Origin of the sequence: Agromyces sp. MMS24-K17 (assembly GCF_043950245.1) — a bacterium.
Taxonomy (GTDB): Bacteria; Actinomycetota; Actinomycetes; order Actinomycetales; family Microbacteriaceae; genus Agromyces.
Window position 1 is genome coordinate 885,493 of the sequence record NZ_CP171640.1, and the last position, 14,477, is coordinate 899,969.

Annotated in this window: 13 protein-coding genes; 4 read left to right on the forward strand and 9 right to left on the reverse strand. The window is 74.5% G+C overall.

All coding sequences use genetic code 11. The annotated features are described in order from the left end of the window. Positions 1 to 90: 90 nt before the first annotated feature. The 8 genes from ACGGZK_RS03885 to ACGGZK_RS03920 form a co-directional block, all read right to left on the reverse strand. Positions 91 to 588, reverse strand: coding sequence for a hypothetical protein (locus ACGGZK_RS03885; RefSeq protein ID WP_395244949.1), 498 nt, complete (start codon positions 586 to 588; stop codon positions 91 to 93). After that, positions 585 to 1,298, reverse strand: a complete 714-nt coding sequence (locus tag ACGGZK_RS03890) for an alpha/beta fold hydrolase (RefSeq protein WP_395244950.1) — start codon at positions 1,296 to 1,298, stop codon at positions 585 to 587. The genes ACGGZK_RS03885 and ACGGZK_RS03890 overlap by 4 nt, the downstream gene beginning before the upstream one ends. Next, positions 1,298 to 2,245: an alpha/beta fold hydrolase gene (locus ACGGZK_RS03895; RefSeq protein WP_395244951.1), complete on the reverse strand. Its 948-nt coding sequence runs from the start codon at positions 2,243 to 2,245 to the stop codon at positions 1,298 to 1,300. The genes ACGGZK_RS03890 and ACGGZK_RS03895 overlap by 1 nt, the downstream gene beginning before the upstream one ends. A 31-nt stretch (positions 2,246 to 2,276) precedes the next feature. Next, positions 2,277 to 3,140, reverse strand: coding sequence for an alpha/beta fold hydrolase (locus ACGGZK_RS03900; RefSeq protein ID WP_395244952.1), 864 nt, complete (start codon positions 3,138 to 3,140; stop codon positions 2,277 to 2,279). Positions 3,141 to 3,372: 232 nt separating this feature from the next. Next, positions 3,373 to 5,118 (reverse strand): carboxylesterase/lipase family protein, encoded by a 1,746-nt coding sequence (locus ACGGZK_RS03905; protein ID WP_395244953.1) that lies wholly within the window; start codon positions 5,116 to 5,118, stop codon positions 3,373 to 3,375. 119 nt (positions 5,119 to 5,237) lie between these two features. After that, complete coding sequence (locus tag ACGGZK_RS03910; RefSeq protein WP_395244954.1) at positions 5,238 to 8,075, reverse strand: LuxR C-terminal-related transcriptional regulator; 2,838 nt, start codon at positions 8,073 to 8,075, stop codon at positions 5,238 to 5,240. Between the two features lie 45 nt (positions 8,076 to 8,120). Further along, positions 8,121 to 8,537, reverse strand: coding sequence for a nuclear transport factor 2 family protein (locus tag ACGGZK_RS03915; RefSeq protein WP_395244955.1), 417 nt, complete (start codon positions 8,535 to 8,537; stop codon positions 8,121 to 8,123). A gap of 23 nt (positions 8,538 to 8,560) precedes the next feature. After that, entirely contained in the window at positions 8,561 to 9,244 is a 684-nt protein-coding gene (locus ACGGZK_RS03920; RefSeq protein ID WP_395244956.1) for a VOC family protein, read from the reverse strand. A 248-nt stretch (positions 9,245 to 9,492) separates the two neighbouring features. On the opposite strand from ACGGZK_RS03920, the gene ACGGZK_RS03925 reads away from it, so the two are divergent. The 4 genes from ACGGZK_RS03925 (at position 9,493) to ACGGZK_RS03940 (ending at position 13,957) form a co-directional block, all read left to right on the forward strand. Beyond that, positions 9,493 to 10,377 carry an SDR family NAD(P)-dependent oxidoreductase gene (locus ACGGZK_RS03925; RefSeq protein ID WP_395244957.1) on the forward strand — a complete coding sequence of 295 codons (885 nt, stop codon included), beginning with the start codon at positions 9,493 to 9,495 and terminating at the stop codon, positions 10,375 to 10,377. A 4-nt stretch (positions 10,378 to 10,381) separates the two neighbouring features. Next, a complete protein-coding gene (locus ACGGZK_RS03930) occupies positions 10,382 to 11,647 on the forward strand; it encodes a low temperature requirement protein A (protein WP_395244958.1) in 1,266 nt (421 codons plus the stop codon). A 157-nt stretch (positions 11,648 to 11,804) separates the two neighbouring features. Further along, complete coding sequence (locus ACGGZK_RS03935) at positions 11,805 to 13,433, forward strand: ABC-F family ATP-binding cassette domain-containing protein (protein ID WP_395244959.1); 1,629 nt, start codon at positions 11,805 to 11,807, stop codon at positions 13,431 to 13,433. 92 nt (positions 13,434 to 13,525) lie between these two features. Continuing rightward, positions 13,526 to 13,957, forward strand: a complete 432-nt coding sequence (locus ACGGZK_RS03940; protein WP_395244960.1) for a hypothetical protein — start codon at positions 13,526 to 13,528, stop codon at positions 13,955 to 13,957. Between the two features lie 13 nt (positions 13,958 to 13,970). Here the strand turns inward: ACGGZK_RS03940 and ACGGZK_RS03945 are convergent, their stop codons facing one another. Then, the gene (locus tag ACGGZK_RS03945; protein WP_395244961.1) at positions 13,971 to 14,366 is read right to left on the reverse strand and encodes a tautomerase family protein; all 396 of its coding nucleotides are present in this window, start codon (positions 14,364 to 14,366) and stop codon (positions 13,971 to 13,973) included. Between the last annotated feature and the right edge of the window lie 111 nt (positions 14,367 to 14,477).

Genomic DNA, 14,477 nt, shown 5'->3' on the forward strand with positions numbered 1-14,477 from the left:
AGATCTCGGGCGACGCAGGCCTGGCGTCGGTGTGCATCGGGGGCGGACCGGGATTCCGGTCCGCCCCCGACGCGCGCCGCGTCGACGAGATCAACTCGTCGGGTCGTCCGACCGCGAACGATGGGACCTCGGATCCTCCATCGCCTGGGTGGCGCCGGCCCAGTAGCCGTACCACCAGAAGAACGGGTAGGCGACCCCGGTCCCGGCGCTGGTGTACGGCGCGCCCGCACCCGGGCCGAAGCCGCCCGCCGCAGCGCCGGCGACCGATCCGGCCGCGATCGCGTCGACGATCCGGCCCAAGGCGTCGAGGATGCGGCGGCCGAGCGAGCGCCGGGCGGGTGCGGCGGCGGCGGGCTGCCGCTGCGCGTCCGACCGGCCGCCGCCGGTGCCCTGCGCGATGCCGGGTGATGCGTCGAGGAGGTGCCGGACCAGCACGTCGACCTGCGACGGGGTGAGCCGGTCGAACCACTCGACGTCCTCCGCCGTGATCGGCGGGTGGGCCCCGCGCCCGACGTGCGCACGTGCGTACTCGGCGGCGACGCGGCGATCGTGGCGCGAGGGCCCGTCGTGCTCGGTCATGGCGCTCATCGGGCGACCGCCTGGAGCACGACGTCGGCCACCGCATCCGGGCGGGACACGCCCACCGCGTGCGAGGCATCCGGCACCTCGACCGTGCCGCGGGAGACCGCGCGCTCCGCCCCGGCGCGCAGGACGGCGGGCGGGATGTTCCGATCGGCGCCGCCGAAGACATGCCACGACGGGATCCGGGTCCATGCCGGCTCGGCGGCGGCGAGTCCGGCCGTCAGCGCGGCTTCCGTGACGGGACGCTGGGTCGCCGCCATCAGGCGGGCCTCGGCCGCCGGCACGTCCGCCGCGAACTGGGCGTGGAACGCGTCGAGGCGAATGGCGAACTCGTTCCCGCCCGTCGCCACGGGATACGACACGAGCGCGTCGCCCAAGGTGCTGCCCGGCTCGCTGTTCGAGAGCTCGAGCGCGCTCTGCCCCGTGGCGGGCACGAACGCCGACACGTAGACGAGCCCCACGACGGCGTCGTTCCGGGCCGCGGCCTCGGTGATGACCATGCCGCCGTAGGAGTGGCCGACGAGCACGACCGGTCGGCCGAGCGACGCGACGACGTCGCGGACGTACGCGGCGTCACCGGCGAGGGAGCGCAGCGGGTTCGCGACCGCGATCGCGTCGACGCCTGCCTCGTGCAGGCGGGTGAGGACGCCGTTCCACGACGCGGACTCGGCGAAGGCTCCGTGCACGAGCACGACGATGGACGACTGCGTCGCCATCACGACCACCGCCCGACGTCGAGGATCGCCCGGGTGAAGGCGCCGGGCGCCTCCTGCGGCAGGTTGTGGCCGACGCCGCCGGTGATCACGCGGTGCTCGTAGCGTCCGGAGAACTTCGCCGCGTAGGCGGAGGCATCCGGATGCGGGGCGCCGTTCGCGTCGCCCTCGAGGGTGATCGTCGGCACGCGGATCGTCGGCGCCTGCGCGAGCAGCGCCTCGGTCTCGTCGAGCCGAGGGTCGCCGTCGGCGAGCCCGAGCCGCCACCGGTAGTTGTGGAGCACGATCGCAACATGGTCTGGGTTGTCGAACGCGACGGCGCTCGCGTCGAAGGTCGCGTCGTCGAACGCCCACTGCGGTGAGGCGAGGCGCCAGATCAGCTTCGCGAAGTCGTGCCGGTAACGGTCGTAGCCCGCACGCCCGCGCTCGGTCGCGAAGTAGTACTGGTACCACCACTGCAGCTCCGCGGCCGGAGGCAGCGGCGCGGCCCCGGCCGCCTGGCTCCCGATGAGGTAGCCGCTCACCGAGACGAGCCCGAGCGTGCGTTCCGGGTGCAGGGCGGCGACGATGCCTGCGGTGCGCGCGCCCCAGTCGAAGCCGGCGACGATCGCGCGGTCGACGCCGAGCGCGTCGAGGAACGAGATCGCGTCGGCCGCGAGGGCCGACTGCTGGGCGTTCCGCAGCGTCTCGGGCGAGCGGAAGACCGTCTCGCCGTGGCCGCGCAGGTACGGCACGAGCACCCGGTGGCCGGCGTCGACGAGCTGCGGGACGACCTCGGCGAAGCTGCGGATGTCGTACGGCCAGCCGTGCAGGAGCAGCACGGCGGTGCCGTCGCGCGGGCCCGCGTCGACGTAGGCGACGTCCAGGTCGCCGGCGTCGACGTGGTGCAGGTTCGCGAACGGGTCGGCGGTCGCCGCTCCCGTCGCGGTGGAGTCGAGTGTCTGAGACATCCTGGTACCCCTTCGTTCGTCCGATGCCGGATCAGAGCGCGGCCAGCGCGTCGCGCAGCGCGGCCAGCCACGCGTCGGCGGTCGCCGGGTCGGTGTGCGAGCCGTGGTGGCCCGGGAAGGTGACGAATGGCACGCCCAGCTCGTCGGCGATGCGACGCGAGGTGCGGCCGAACGGCAGGTCGATGCTCAGCTCGCCGGCGCCCGCCACGACCTTGACGCCGTTGGCCTCGATGGCGGCGAGGGCGGGCGCGTAGTTGGTGAGCGGGAGCATCTGATCCTTCACGTAGAAGTCCGCGAAGTCGAGGCCCGGCAGGGCGCCGAGGTTCGGGCGCAGCACGTCGACCTCGGCCCGGCTGAACGGCTTGCCCTCGTTGAACGGCAGCTGCGTCAGCACCAGGAAGTCGAAGAACGCGGGCTTCGCGCCCTCCGCCCACGCGGTCCGGTAGACGTCGGCGATGGCGGCACGGAAGTCGTCGCCGTCGGGCAGGACCCGGATGACGGGCGGCTCGTGCGCCACGAGGCCCTCGACGACCTCGGGGTGGTGCTTCGCGAGCTCGAGGCCGACCAGGGCGCCGGCGCTGTTGCCGAACACGAGCGCCCGGTCGACGCCCGCGGCGCGGAGCACCGCGAGCACGTCGCGCGCCTGCTGCCCGATCTCGTACTGCCGCGGCGCGTTGCCCGTGCTGCGGCCGAAGCCGCGCGGGTCGTAGGTGATCACGGTGTGGTCGGCGGCGAGGGGCTCGGCGATCAGGCCGTAGGCGGATGCGTCGCCGGGCGTGCCCGGCAGCAGGATGATCGGCGCGCCCGTGCCGCGGACGTCGAAGACGAGCTCGTCGCCCTCGACGACGACCCGGTCGGTGCGGGTGCCGGTGGTGATGACGTCCTGGACGGACATGGTTCCTCCTTCGCTTCTCGTCGGGCCGGTCGCCGCGACGTGCTTCGACGATCCCGCGGGTGGCCCCTTCGAGGCGCCGGTCTCACCCACCGGGACGACCCCCGGGGCACGGGCACCGGGGTACTGGGCCGGGCCACTGGGGCCGGGGCACCGGGCAGGCGCAATGGGGCGGGCACGGGGATGCCGGCCCCGGGATCGGGACCGGCATCCTTCGGAGGGGTGGAGGTGGGGGTCAGCGCGAGCCGAACAGGGCGACTCCCGCCCAGAGGGCGCACTTGTGGTCGACGGCGAAGCCGCGTTCGACGGACGGCGCGGGGTCGTCGAGCGAGAGCACCTGGGTGCGCAGGTCGAACCGCGGCCACGAGGCATCCGGGCTCGACGGCGACCCGGTCGCAGCGAACCGCACCCAGGCCTCCTGCATCGTCGACGCGAGCTGCTCCTGGTCGGCCGTCAGCGAGCCGGCGAGCGGCGCGTTGGGCTGGCCGAACAGGTAGGCGAGCTCCGACTGGTGCGTGGCCGCGGGCGGCGGGCCGAGCGTGTCGGGCACGTAGAGCTGCGGCGCCTCGGCGTCGTTGAACTCGTAGGCGAACGTCGGCACCCAGGCCGCGGCCGCTGCGTCGAGGGCGAACGTCGGGCACGAGAAGTTCGCGTCGGAGTTCAGCACGGTGAACGCGTGCGTCGGCGATGCGTACTTCGAGAGCGGGTAGGCCGCCGCGATGGTCGCCGCGGTCCGCTCGCCGACGCCGAGGCTCGACGCGATGACCGACGTGTAGTTCGAGGCATCCACCTGGCCGGGGCCGATGACCGTCGCGCCTTTCGTGACGCTGACGCCGAGGGGCACGAAGATGCGCTCCTCCTGCGTGTTCACGCCGTTGATGATCGGCACCCGGTTGAACCGGCCGGTCGCGATCGCGACCCCCACCGAGGTCTTCAGGACCGCGCCGTCGACGACGCCGGGCGTGATCGACAGCGGCTGGTTCGCGACGAGCACGTCGACGGGCACCTGACGGAGGCACTCGGCCGTCTGGTCGGCGCAGCCGACCGCCGTCGCCGAGGCGCGCCCCTCCTCCTCGGCCTGCGCGAGCGGCTTCTGGAGCGGCGCGAAGGCACCGCTCTGGATCACCGCGCGCTGGAACAGGCCCTTCGCGCCGGGCGAGGCGAGCTGCATCCCGACCGAGAGGCCACCGGCGGACTGTCCGGCGATGGTCACTCGGCCCGCGTCGCCGCCGAACCGGCCGATGTTGTGCTGCACCCATCGGAGGGCGGCCTGCTGGTCCATCAGGCCGTAGTTGCCCGACGCGCCGGTGCCGTCGGCGAGGGCCGGGTGCGAGAGGAAGCCGAGGAGGCCGAGGCGGTAGTTGATCGTGACGACGATCGCGCCCTTCGACGCGAGGTCGGACGCGTCGTAGTCGGCGCCCTCGCCGAGTTCGAACCCGCCGCCGTGGATCCAGACGATCACGGGCAGGCCGCTGCGCGAGGCCGAGGCCGAGGCCGTGTCGGACGGCACCGTCACGTTGAGGTACAGGCAGTCCTCGCTCGAGCCGTTCGGGCTCGGCGGCGCCTGCGGGCAGACGGGCGAGTACGCGGTCGCGTCGCGCGCGCCGGCCCAGGCCGGGACGGGCTGCGGCGGCGTCCAGCGCAGGTCCCCGACCGGCGCGGCCGCGTACGGCACGCCGCGGAACTCGACGCCCGTCGGCGTCGCGACGCCCTGCAGGGCTCCGGAGTCGACGGTGACGAGCGTCGCCGGCGCGGCCGGAGACCCCGACGACCCGGCGGATGCCCCACTCCCGCGCTCGGCTGCGTGCGCCGGAGGCGCGAGCGATGCCCAGCACGCCGCGAGGACGATGAGGGCGCCGAGGACGGCGAGGATCCGGACCGTGACGGTGCGGACGGGATGGGTGCGGACGGCGGTGCGTCCGGTGCCGGCGGCGGGCGTCGGCACTCGAGGGGCGTCGGGCGGTGGCGTGTGATTCTGCATGGAGCCACCGTCGCGGAGGAGCGGTCGCGCGCGCGCCGGTGCGACTGCCGGGTCGGAGGCACGGGTGGTGCCCGGGTCGCCCGGTGCACCCACGGGTGGATGACTGGGAGCCGCTCCGGCTAGACGGCCGATGCCGCCGGCTCGCGAAGCGCCCGCGCCAACTGGCGCCGTGAACTCACCCCGAGCTTCGTGAACACCTTCCGCAGGTGCCACTCGACGGTGCGCGGGCTGAGGAACAGCTGCGCGCCGATCTCGGGGTTCGTGTTGCCGCTCGCGGCGAGACGGGCGATCTGCCGCTCCTGCGCCGTGAGCTCGTCGACCGGCCCGTCGGCGGCCCGGTGCACGACCTCGCCGGTCGCGGCCAGCTCCCGGGCCGCACGGTCGGCGAACGCGTGGGCGCCCATGCGGGTGAACAGCTCGTGGGCCTGCCGCAGCGCCTCCCGGGCCTCGACGCGGCGGTTCTGCCGGCGCAGCCACTCGCCGTACAGCAGGTGCGCACGCGCGGTGGCGGTAGCGATCCGGGTGCGGCCGAGCTCGTCGACGGCCGCGAGGTACAGCGCCTCGGCGTCGCGGTCGTCGGCGAGCAGCGCGGCGGAGCGGGAGGCGAGCCCGCGGGCCCAGTCGGTGCCGGTCGCCGCGGCGATCTCCTGGAGCCGGGCCAGTGAACGGCGGGCCTCGTCGGGCGCTCCGGCTCGCACCGCCGCCTCGACGTGCTCGGGCAGCACCCAGGCGGCCAGGCCGATGTCGAACGGGTGGCCGTCGGCGGCGGCCGTCGCCGCGAGGGCGTCGGCGTAGCGGCCGGAGGAGTTGTGCAGGACGCCCTCCTGCAGGGCGTTCGAGAGGAGCCACTGGCCCTCCCCCTCCGCGGCGCGCGCGTGCACGAGGGCGCGGGACTGCCCCATCGCCACGGGGTCGCCCCGGTACGCGGCGAACCATCCCTCGCGGTCGGGGAGCTCCGGGAAGTCACGGGCGGAGATGACGTCGCGGATCGCCGCGTACTGCTCCTCCGCGTGCGTGATGCGACCGCTCATGAGCTGGAGCGGGTACCACTCGGCCATCGCCATGAGCAGCGACGACAGGGCGCCCTCGCGGCGGCAGGAGTCCACGAACTCGCTCGCGAGCTCGACGTACGCGTCGTCGTCGAGGAGCACCCGCGAGACGAGGCAGGCGAGCGGCAGCCAGCGGAGGGCGCCGATCTCGTCGCCGATGTCGGCGCCGAGGCCGCGTCGGGGATCGCGGTTCGCGGCCGGCAGCGGTTCCGCGGGGGTGCGGTCGAGTGCGCGGAGCTCGTCGAGCGCGTCCCTGAGCAGCGGCGCGGCGGCCGCGTACCCGTCGATGGCGAGCACGGCCAGCCCCTCGAGCGCGGCGACGGCGGCCCGCGCCCCGGCGTTGAGCGGCTCGACCGGTCGCGCCGCGAGGATGGCGTGGGCGACGTCGGTGAGTTGCACGCCACGCGCGCGCGACCCGACGAGCACGGCGGCGATGTACGCGTTCGCGTAGGTCGCGAGCGCCGCGTCGCTGTCGTACGCCTCGAGTCGACGGGCGGCCTCGAGCAGCGCGCCGGCGGCGTCGCGCCCCGGGGCGACGTAGAAGAGCACCTGTCCGCGGACCAGGTCGACGCGGGCCTGCTGGTGCTCGTCGAGCAGTTCGGGCTCGGCTCCGTCGAGCAGCCGCAGGGCCTGCTGCATCCCGCCGGCGCGGAACGTGTCCTCGGCGGCCATCAGCGCGCGACGCGAGCGCATCTGCGCGTCGGGGGTCAGCGAGGCGCCGCGCGCGTGGAACATGGCGGCCGCGACGAGGCCGCCGCGGAGGCGCGCGCGAACGGCGGATGCCACGAGCTCGGCGGCGACGTCCTCGTCGAGTCCGATCGAGCCCTCGGCGAGGTGCCAGGCCCGGCGGTCGGGGTCGCTGTCGGGGTCGGTCGCGGCGGCGAGGGCGAGGTGCGCCGCGCGCCGGTCGGCCGCGGGCTCGGCGGCGACGACGGCCGATCGCACGAGCGGATGCCGGAACCGCACCTTCGCGCCGACCTCGACGAGGTCGTCCTCGACGGCGGGCTCGAACGCGGAGGCGTCAAGCCCGAGCGCCTGGGCTGCGCCGAGCACGAGCGCGGGGTCGCCGACCGGCTCGAGCGCGGTGATGAGCAGGATCCGGCGGGTCTCGGGCGGCAGGCCCTCGACGCGGCGGCGGAACGACTCCTCGATCCGGCCCGCGACGCCGGTACGGCCCGCCGTGCTCGCGATCCCGCCGAACTCCAGCGCGTCCGCGCCGCGATGGAGCTCGACGAGCGCGAGCGGGTTGCCGTGCGCCTCGGCGATGATCCGGTCGCGCACCGCCTGGTCGATCGGCCCGGGCACCACGGTCGCCAGCAGCGCGCGGGCGTCGTCGTCGTCGAGCGGGCTGACCGTGAGGTCGTCGATCGCAGCGAACCGCTCGTCGACGGGCTCCCGGACGGCGAGCACCAGCCCGACCGACTCGGCGACCAGCCGCCGCGCGACGAACGCCAGCACCTGCGCGGACGCCTGGTCGAGCCACTGCGCGTCGTCGACGAGGCACAGCAGCGGCTGCGCCTCGGCGGCGTGGCTGAGCAGGCTGAGGGTCGCGAGTCCGACGAGGAAGCGGTCGGGCGCCGGGCCCGTCCGCTGCCCGAACGCCACCCCGAGGGCCACCGCCTGCGGTTCGGGCAGCGCGTCGAGGCCGTCGAGGATCGGCGCGCACAGCTGCTGCAGGCCCGCCAGCGGCAGCTCCATCTCCGACTCGACGCCGACGGCGCGGAGCACGCGGCATCCGCTCGCCTGCTCGGACAGGTAGTCGAGGAGCTCCGACTTGCCGAGCCCCGCCTCCGACCGGACCACGAGCGATCGACTCTCGCCACCGCGCAGGCTGGCGACGAGTCGATCGAGCCGCTCGCGTTCGCGGCGGCGACCGATCAGGGACGGTCCGGGTCCAGGGGGCGCCATGTTCGGTGAGCCTACTTGCCGGAGAGCGCTCTCGTGCGCCATCCGTCACCGATGTTCACGCGCGATCCGTGTGAACTCGGCCGACCGGATCCGCCAGTGGCGGCCGTCGCGGCGGTACGCGACGCTCAGCCAGCCGAAGCCGTGGATGACGCGCTCCCGGTTGCCGATGAACAACAGGTCCTCGATCGAGCAGCGGCCCTCGGCGCGCGCGTCCGAGAGCACGTCGAGCTCCTCGCCGAACGCTCGGACGATGAGGGTCCCGGCGCCCAGCGCGCGGTCGATCGCCTCGCCGATGCCCGGACCGTCGGCGAAGCAGGTCAGCGCGCCGTCCGCCGCGAACGCGCGGAACCGCCCGTCGGGCAGGAACAGCTCCTCCACGGCCGGCCAGTCCCGTTCGGAGGCGAGCCGGCACAGCCGCGCCTGCAGCCGCCGCAGTTCCTCGATCGCGACGAGTCGATCCAATGGGGACAACGGTGACGCCGCGCTCACTCCGGGAGGTCCTGGCCGGCCGCTGCGCGGACCATGAACTCGGCGTACCACTCGGGCCAGTCCGGGTCCTCCGCTCCGATGCGCGCCTCGTGCTCGCCGTGTGCGACTGCGGCGGAGCGGAGCGCCCGGGCGAGCTCGGCGGGCGAGTCGAAGCGGGTCTGCACGATCCGGCCCGGGATGCGGGTGGTGATCTCCTGCAGCACCCACTCGTTGCCGTCCGGGTCCTCGAAGGCGGCGAACGAGCCGTAGGAGCCGCGGTTCGGCGCGAGTCCGGGCATCCGGAACGCCGCCCCGCCGTGGTGGAAGACGCCGGTCGCGTCGTGGAAGACCCCGCTCACGGCCACGCCCTGCGCGACGAGGCGGGCGCGCGCTGCCTCGACGTCGGAGACGACGAGGTGCAGGCCGCGGGCCGATCCGGGCTGGGCGTCGGTGACGCCCGTGCCGAAGATGATCGACGTGGGCGACCCGGTCGGGGTGAACTCGACGACGCGGTAGTCGGGCCCGATCACGAGGTCAACGTCGAGGGTCCAGCCCAGCCGGTCGTAGAACTCGAGCGCGCGGTCGACGTCGGCGACCGGGATGACGACGACCTCGAGCTTGAGGTCGCCGGCGGCGGCATCCGTCGCGGTCGCGGAGGTGGCCGCGTCCGCGGTGGCGGGCCGGTCGGTCTGGATGGTCATCGGATGCTCCTCTGCGGTGGTTCCCGGCTCTGCCGGTGGTGCCGGCGGCCGGGTCCCGACCGCCGATCCGAGCCTCGTCCTCGCGTGCGCCCGTCGCGCCGGTGGAACCCACTGGCCGGCACCCGGGTGCCGTCGACTCGGGTGTCGACCCGGGAGACCACCGGGCGCGACGACCCGCCCTGCGCGACGAGCATCGACGTCGGAGGCATCCACCGCCGGGGCGGATGCCCGGACGAGAGGAGCGGGACATGCCCGCGAACACGGAGGAACGACCGACCCGGGTGTGGCTGGTCACGGGAAGCACGCGCGGCTTCGGTCGCGCGATCGTCGGGGCCGCGCTCGAGCGCGGCGACGCGGTCGTCGCGACGGCGCGGTCGGTCGGCGCGCTCCGGGAGCTCGCCGATCGCCACGGGACGGACCGGCTGCTCGCCCTGCCGCTCGACGTGACCGACGCCGACGCCGCGGAGGCGACCGTCGCCGCGACCGTCGAACGGTTCGGCCGTCTCGACGTGGTCGTGAACAACGCGGGCTACGCCGACAGCGCGCCGATCGAGGAGATGCCGGCGGCCGAGTTCCGCGCCCAGGTCGAGACCAACCTGTTCGGCGTGGTGAACGTGACCCGCGCCGCACTGCCGGTGCTCCGCCGCCAGCGCTCGGGGCTCCTCCTGCAGTTCTCCTCGGTGGGCGGCCGGGTCGGCGGCACGCCGGGCATGGGCGCGTACCAGGCGGCGAAGTTCGCGGTCGAGGGGTTCTCGGAGGTGCTGGCGCGCGAGGTCGCGCCACTCGGCATCCGGGTCGTGATCGTGGAGCCGGGGGCCTTCCGCACCGACTGGCAGGGCAGCTCCATGACGATGTACCCGGTCGGGCCCGACTACGAGGCGACGGTCGGCGCCCTGCACGAGTTCCGACGGGCGAGCCAGGGCAACCAGGCGGGCGACCCGGTGCGCGCCGCGGACCTGCTCGTCGGCCTCCCCGATCGCGCGCAGCTGCCGCTGCGGCTCCCGCTGGGGTCGGCGGCGGTCGACATGGTCGTCGCGAGCGACCGGGCGCGGGTGGAGGAGACGCTCGCGTGGGCGGACGTCAGCCGTGCGGCCGACTTCCCGGAGCCGGCCGCGTCCGCCGCGGAGCGATGATGCGATGAACCGGATGCCTCGCGCCGATGCCCCGCCGGGCGGGATGCCCCGTGCCGGCGCCCCCGTCGCGACCCGCGACCGGGACCGCACCACGCTCTTCGAGATCTTCTTCGACCTCGTCTTCGTGTTCGCCCTGACCCGGGTCGTCGCGCTCGTCGAGGCGGAGCCGGACGCGGGGTCGCTGCTGCACGCGACGATCCTGCTCGTGCTGCTCTGGTGGGCGTGGTGCGCGTTCATCTGGCTCGGGAACCAGGTGCGGCTCGACCGCGGGTTCGTCCGGGTCGGGATGCTCGTCGCGATGGCCGCCCTCTTCGTGGTCGCGCTCGTGATCCCGGAGGCGTGGACGCGGCATCCCGGCGGCGCGAATCCCGCGCTGGTGCTCGCGCTCGCGTTCGCCGTCGTCCGCGGGTGCTACGTCGGGCTGTTCGCGGTGACGGCCTGGCGTCGCCCGCGCCTCCGGCGCCAGCTGCTCCTCGACCTCGGGCCGCAGACGGTGTCGATCGGACTCCTCGTCTCCGGCGCGCTCGCCGGCGGCGCGTGGCAGGCCGGGCTCTGGGCGGCGGCCTTCGCGGTCGACTTCGCGGGCGGCCGGTCGGCCGCACGGTACCGGGGGTGGCGGGTCGGCAGCCCGCGCCATTTCAGCGAGCGGCACGACCTGGTGCTCATCATCGCGCTCGGCGAGACCGTGCTGTCGTCGGGGGCCCGCGTCGACCCGTGGTCGACGAGCCCGCTCGCGATCGCGGTGGCCCTGCTGGGGTTCCTGATCACGACCAGCCTCTGGTGGGCGTTCTTCGGGCGGCTGTCGGCGGCCGCCGCCGCGGCGCTCGCGCACGCCGACCACGCCGCGCGACCGGCGCTCGCGCGCGACGGGTACACGTTCGGGCACTTCCCGCTCGTCGCCGGCGTGGTGCTCGTGGCGGTCGGCAGCACCCTGCTGCTCGACGACGTCGCGGTCCGTCCGGATGCGCCGGCGAGCGGGATCGCGGTCGTCGCGCTCGCCGCGGGCGTCGTGCTCTTCCTCGTCGGCCTCGAGGCGTTCCGCCGGATCCTGCTGCGCACCAGGCGGTGGGCGTCGATCATCGGGGCGGCCGCCGTCGTGGCCGCCGCGGCAGCCGCCGCGTGGGTCCCGGCGTGGGTCGTCCCCGTGCTCGTCGCGGCGATCGTCGCCACCACCGCGGCGGTCGTCGGCCGCGCCGGCCCGATGGCCGGCTGCGGCGGCGGCGCCCGCGGGTACGATGGATCCGTGGAGATCGAGGTCGACAGAGCCTAGCCGCCGCATCGTCGGCGGCGCTCCGAGTCGACGCCTCCGGCGTGCGTCCTCAGCGACCACCCACCCCTCAGGCCCCCGCGGGCCGCACGACCCACGGTCGTGCCGTGCGCCGCCCCGGGCCGATGTCAGCCCTGCAACCAGGGCGGGAAAGATCCACATGTCCTCATCGGCAACCCCTTCCATCACCCTCCGCGACCTCTCCTTCGCCTGGCCCGACGGGCGCGTCGCGCTGTCGCAGGTCTCCGGCACGTTCGGCGTCGGCCGCACGAGCCTCATCGGCGACAACGGCGCCGGCAAGTCGACCCTGCTGCGGCTCATCGCCGGACGGCTCGAGCCATCGTCCGGGTCGATCACGACGACCGGCGAGGTCGGGTACCTCCGCCAGACGCTGATCCTCGACGGATCGGCCACGGTCGCCGAGCTCCTCGGGATCGACGCCCAGCTGCGTGCACTGCGGGCCATCGAGGCGGGCGACGTCGACGTCCGCCACTTCGACGCGATCGGCGACGACTGGGACATCGAGAGCCGAGCCGCGGATGCCCTGCACGAGCTGGGCTTCCCGTCCCTCGGCCTCGACCGTCGCGTCGAGGCGTTGTCCGGAGGCGAGGCGATGCTCATCGCGATCACCGGACTGCGCGTCCGCCGGACGCCGATCACCCTGCTCGACGAGCCGACGAACAACCTCGACCGCGAGACGCGGGCGAAGGTCGCCGCGCTCGTCGCGTCGTGGCCGGGCACCCTCGTCGTGGTCAGCCACGATCGCGACCTGCTCGAACTGGTCGACGAGACGGCCGAGCTGCACGACGGCCGGCTGACCGTCTTCGGCGGGCCCTTCTCCGCATGGCGCGAGCACCTCGACCGCGAGCAGCAGGCCGCGATCCAGGCGGCGCGTTCCGCCGAGCAGGCGCTCAAGGTCGAGCGGCGCCAGCGCGAGGAGGCCGAGGTGAAGCTCGCCCGACGGGAACGCACCGGCCGGAGCACGAAGCAGCAGGGCGGCATCCCCCGCATCCTCGCCGGCAACCGGGCGAGCCGCGCGCAGGTCTCCGCCGGCGGCCTGCGTGCCGGCGCGGATGCGCGGGTCCAGGCCGCGAGGGCCGCGGTGGATGCCGCGTCGTCACGGGTCCGCACCGAGGAGCACGTCCACCTCGTGCTGCCCGATCCCGAGGTCCCGCGGAGCCGCAGGCTCGCGGAGCTGTACGGGCACGAGCGCGGCTTCGTGCTGCAGGGGCCGGAGCGCGTCGCGCTCGTCGGGCCGAACGGCATCGGCAAGACCACCCTGCTCGACCAGCTCGTGCACGGCACCGAGCCGACGCCCGGCCGCCCGTACGGCCGGCTCATCACCGACCGCGTCGGCTACCTCACGCAGCGGCTCGACGGGCTGGACGACGAGCGCAGCGCGCTCGAGAACGTCGCCCATCGGGCCGCGGGGCTGAGCCCGGGCGAGATCCGGAACCAGCTGGCGCGGCTGCTGTTGCGCGGGGACTCGGTCGAGCGACCGGTGTCGACGCTGTCCGGGGGTGAACGCTTCCGGGTGGCCCTGGCCGGGTTGCTGCTCGCGGAGCCGCCGGCCCAGCTGCTGGTGCTCGACGAGCCGACGAACAACCTCGACCTGCGCACCGTCGACCAGTTGGTCGACGCCCTCGCCGACTACCGCGGGGCGCTGCTCGTCGTGACCCACGACCGCGACTTCCTCGAGCGCGCGGGCTTCGACACGTTGCTCGAACTCGACGCCGCCGGGGAGCTGCACGAGCGACCGGTCCCGCGCGGCCCGGGAGCCGACCAGTAGGAGGCACGGGCGCGCCGCGGGGTGCGCTCGCGAGACGGTCGTGGTGGGGCGTGATCATCGCCCCGCCACGACCCCTCGAAAGGACGCATCCCATGCCGGTCATCCGATTCCACCTCCACTCCGAGCTCAGCACGCCCGAGGTCATGGCCGTACTGACCGACTTCGGGCCGTCGCGCCCCGAGCAGTGGCCCACGATCGATGCGGACCACTTCGAGGTCCACGCCCTCGGCGACGACTGGGCGGTGGTCACCGAGGGCACCGCCGCGGCGTGGGAGCAGGCCCGCTACGAATGGGACGCCGACCGGAACCGCGTCGAGATCACCACGCTCGACTCGAAGGTGTTCGGCCCGGGTGGCGGCTGGGTCTTCCAGCTCGCGCCGGACGGCGAGGGCACGCGGGTCGACGTCGAGCTGACCCGTGAACCGCAGTTCCTCAAGGGCCGGCTGCTCGCCCTGCTGCTCCCCCTCGTCGCACCCCGCTCGCTGCGGAAGGCGTTCGCGGTGCCGCTGCACGCGACGGTGTGACGCGCCGCCGGCGTCAGACCTCCACGGCGAAGCCGAGGTCGACGTCGGCGGCCGCGAACCCGCCGGAGACGCCCCAGCTCTCGCGCGGGATGTCGTGGATGATCGTCGTCACGTGGTCGCGGGGGATGCCGCACGCCTCCAGGCGTTCGACGATCTCGCGGAACAGGGTGCGCTTCGCGTCGGCCGACCGGCCCGCGAAGCAGTCGATCGTGACCAGGGTGCGCCGCTCCGGATCGGGCGTCGCCGGCGAGCAGGCGAAGCGGTGCGGTTCGTGCACGACGAGGCGGACGTCCTTGTCGTCGGGCGGGATGCGGAACGCGGCCACGAGCGCGCCGTGGACCGCGTCGATGATCGCGACCTCCTCCGCCTCGGAGTAGCGACGGCGCACCTCGATCAGCGCAGCGGGCATGTCGGTTCCCTTCCGTCGGCGGCCGCGGTCGGGGCCGCCGGTACCTGACATTCTGGCGGGAATCGAACCCGGACCGTGGCATCCGCTCGAATCGATTCGATAAGATGCTCC

Excerpts from the sequence above, each read along its gene's own strand:
- ACGGZK_RS03885 (WP_395244949.1), bottom strand. The coding sequence starts at position 588 with ATGAGCGCCATGACCGAGCACGACGGGCCCTCGCGCCACGATCGCCGC.
- ACGGZK_RS03890 (WP_395244950.1), bottom strand. The coding sequence starts at position 1,298 with ATGGCGACGCAGTCGTCCATCGTCGTGCTCGTGCACGGAGCCTTCGCC.
- ACGGZK_RS03895 (WP_395244951.1), bottom strand. The coding sequence starts at position 2,245 with ATGTCTCAGACACTCGACTCCACCGCGACGGGAGCGGCGACCGCCGAC.
- ACGGZK_RS03900 (WP_395244952.1), bottom strand. The coding sequence starts at position 3,140 with ATGTCCGTCCAGGACGTCATCACCACCGGCACCCGCACCGACCGGGTC.
- ACGGZK_RS03905 (WP_395244953.1), bottom strand. The coding sequence starts at position 5,118 with ATGCAGAATCACACGCCACCGCCCGACGCCCCTCGAGTGCCGACGCCC.
- ACGGZK_RS03910 (WP_395244954.1), bottom strand. The coding sequence starts at position 8,075 with ATGGCGCCCCCTGGACCCGGACCGTCCCTGATCGGTCGCCGCCGCGAA.
- ACGGZK_RS03920 (WP_395244956.1), bottom strand. The coding sequence starts at position 9,244 with ATGACCATCCAGACCGACCGGCCCGCCACCGCGGACGCGGCCACCTCC.
- ACGGZK_RS03925 (WP_395244957.1), top strand. The coding sequence starts at position 9,493 with ATGCCCGCGAACACGGAGGAACGACCGACCCGGGTGTGGCTGGTCACG.
- ACGGZK_RS03930 (WP_395244958.1), top strand. The coding sequence starts at position 10,382 with ATGAACCGGATGCCTCGCGCCGATGCCCCGCCGGGCGGGATGCCCCGT.
- ACGGZK_RS03935 (WP_395244959.1), top strand. The coding sequence starts at position 11,805 with ATGTCCTCATCGGCAACCCCTTCCATCACCCTCCGCGACCTCTCCTTC.
- ACGGZK_RS03940 (WP_395244960.1), top strand. The coding sequence starts at position 13,526 with ATGCCGGTCATCCGATTCCACCTCCACTCCGAGCTCAGCACGCCCGAG.
- ACGGZK_RS03945 (WP_395244961.1), bottom strand. The coding sequence starts at position 14,366 with ATGCCCGCTGCGCTGATCGAGGTGCGCCGTCGCTACTCCGAGGCGGAG.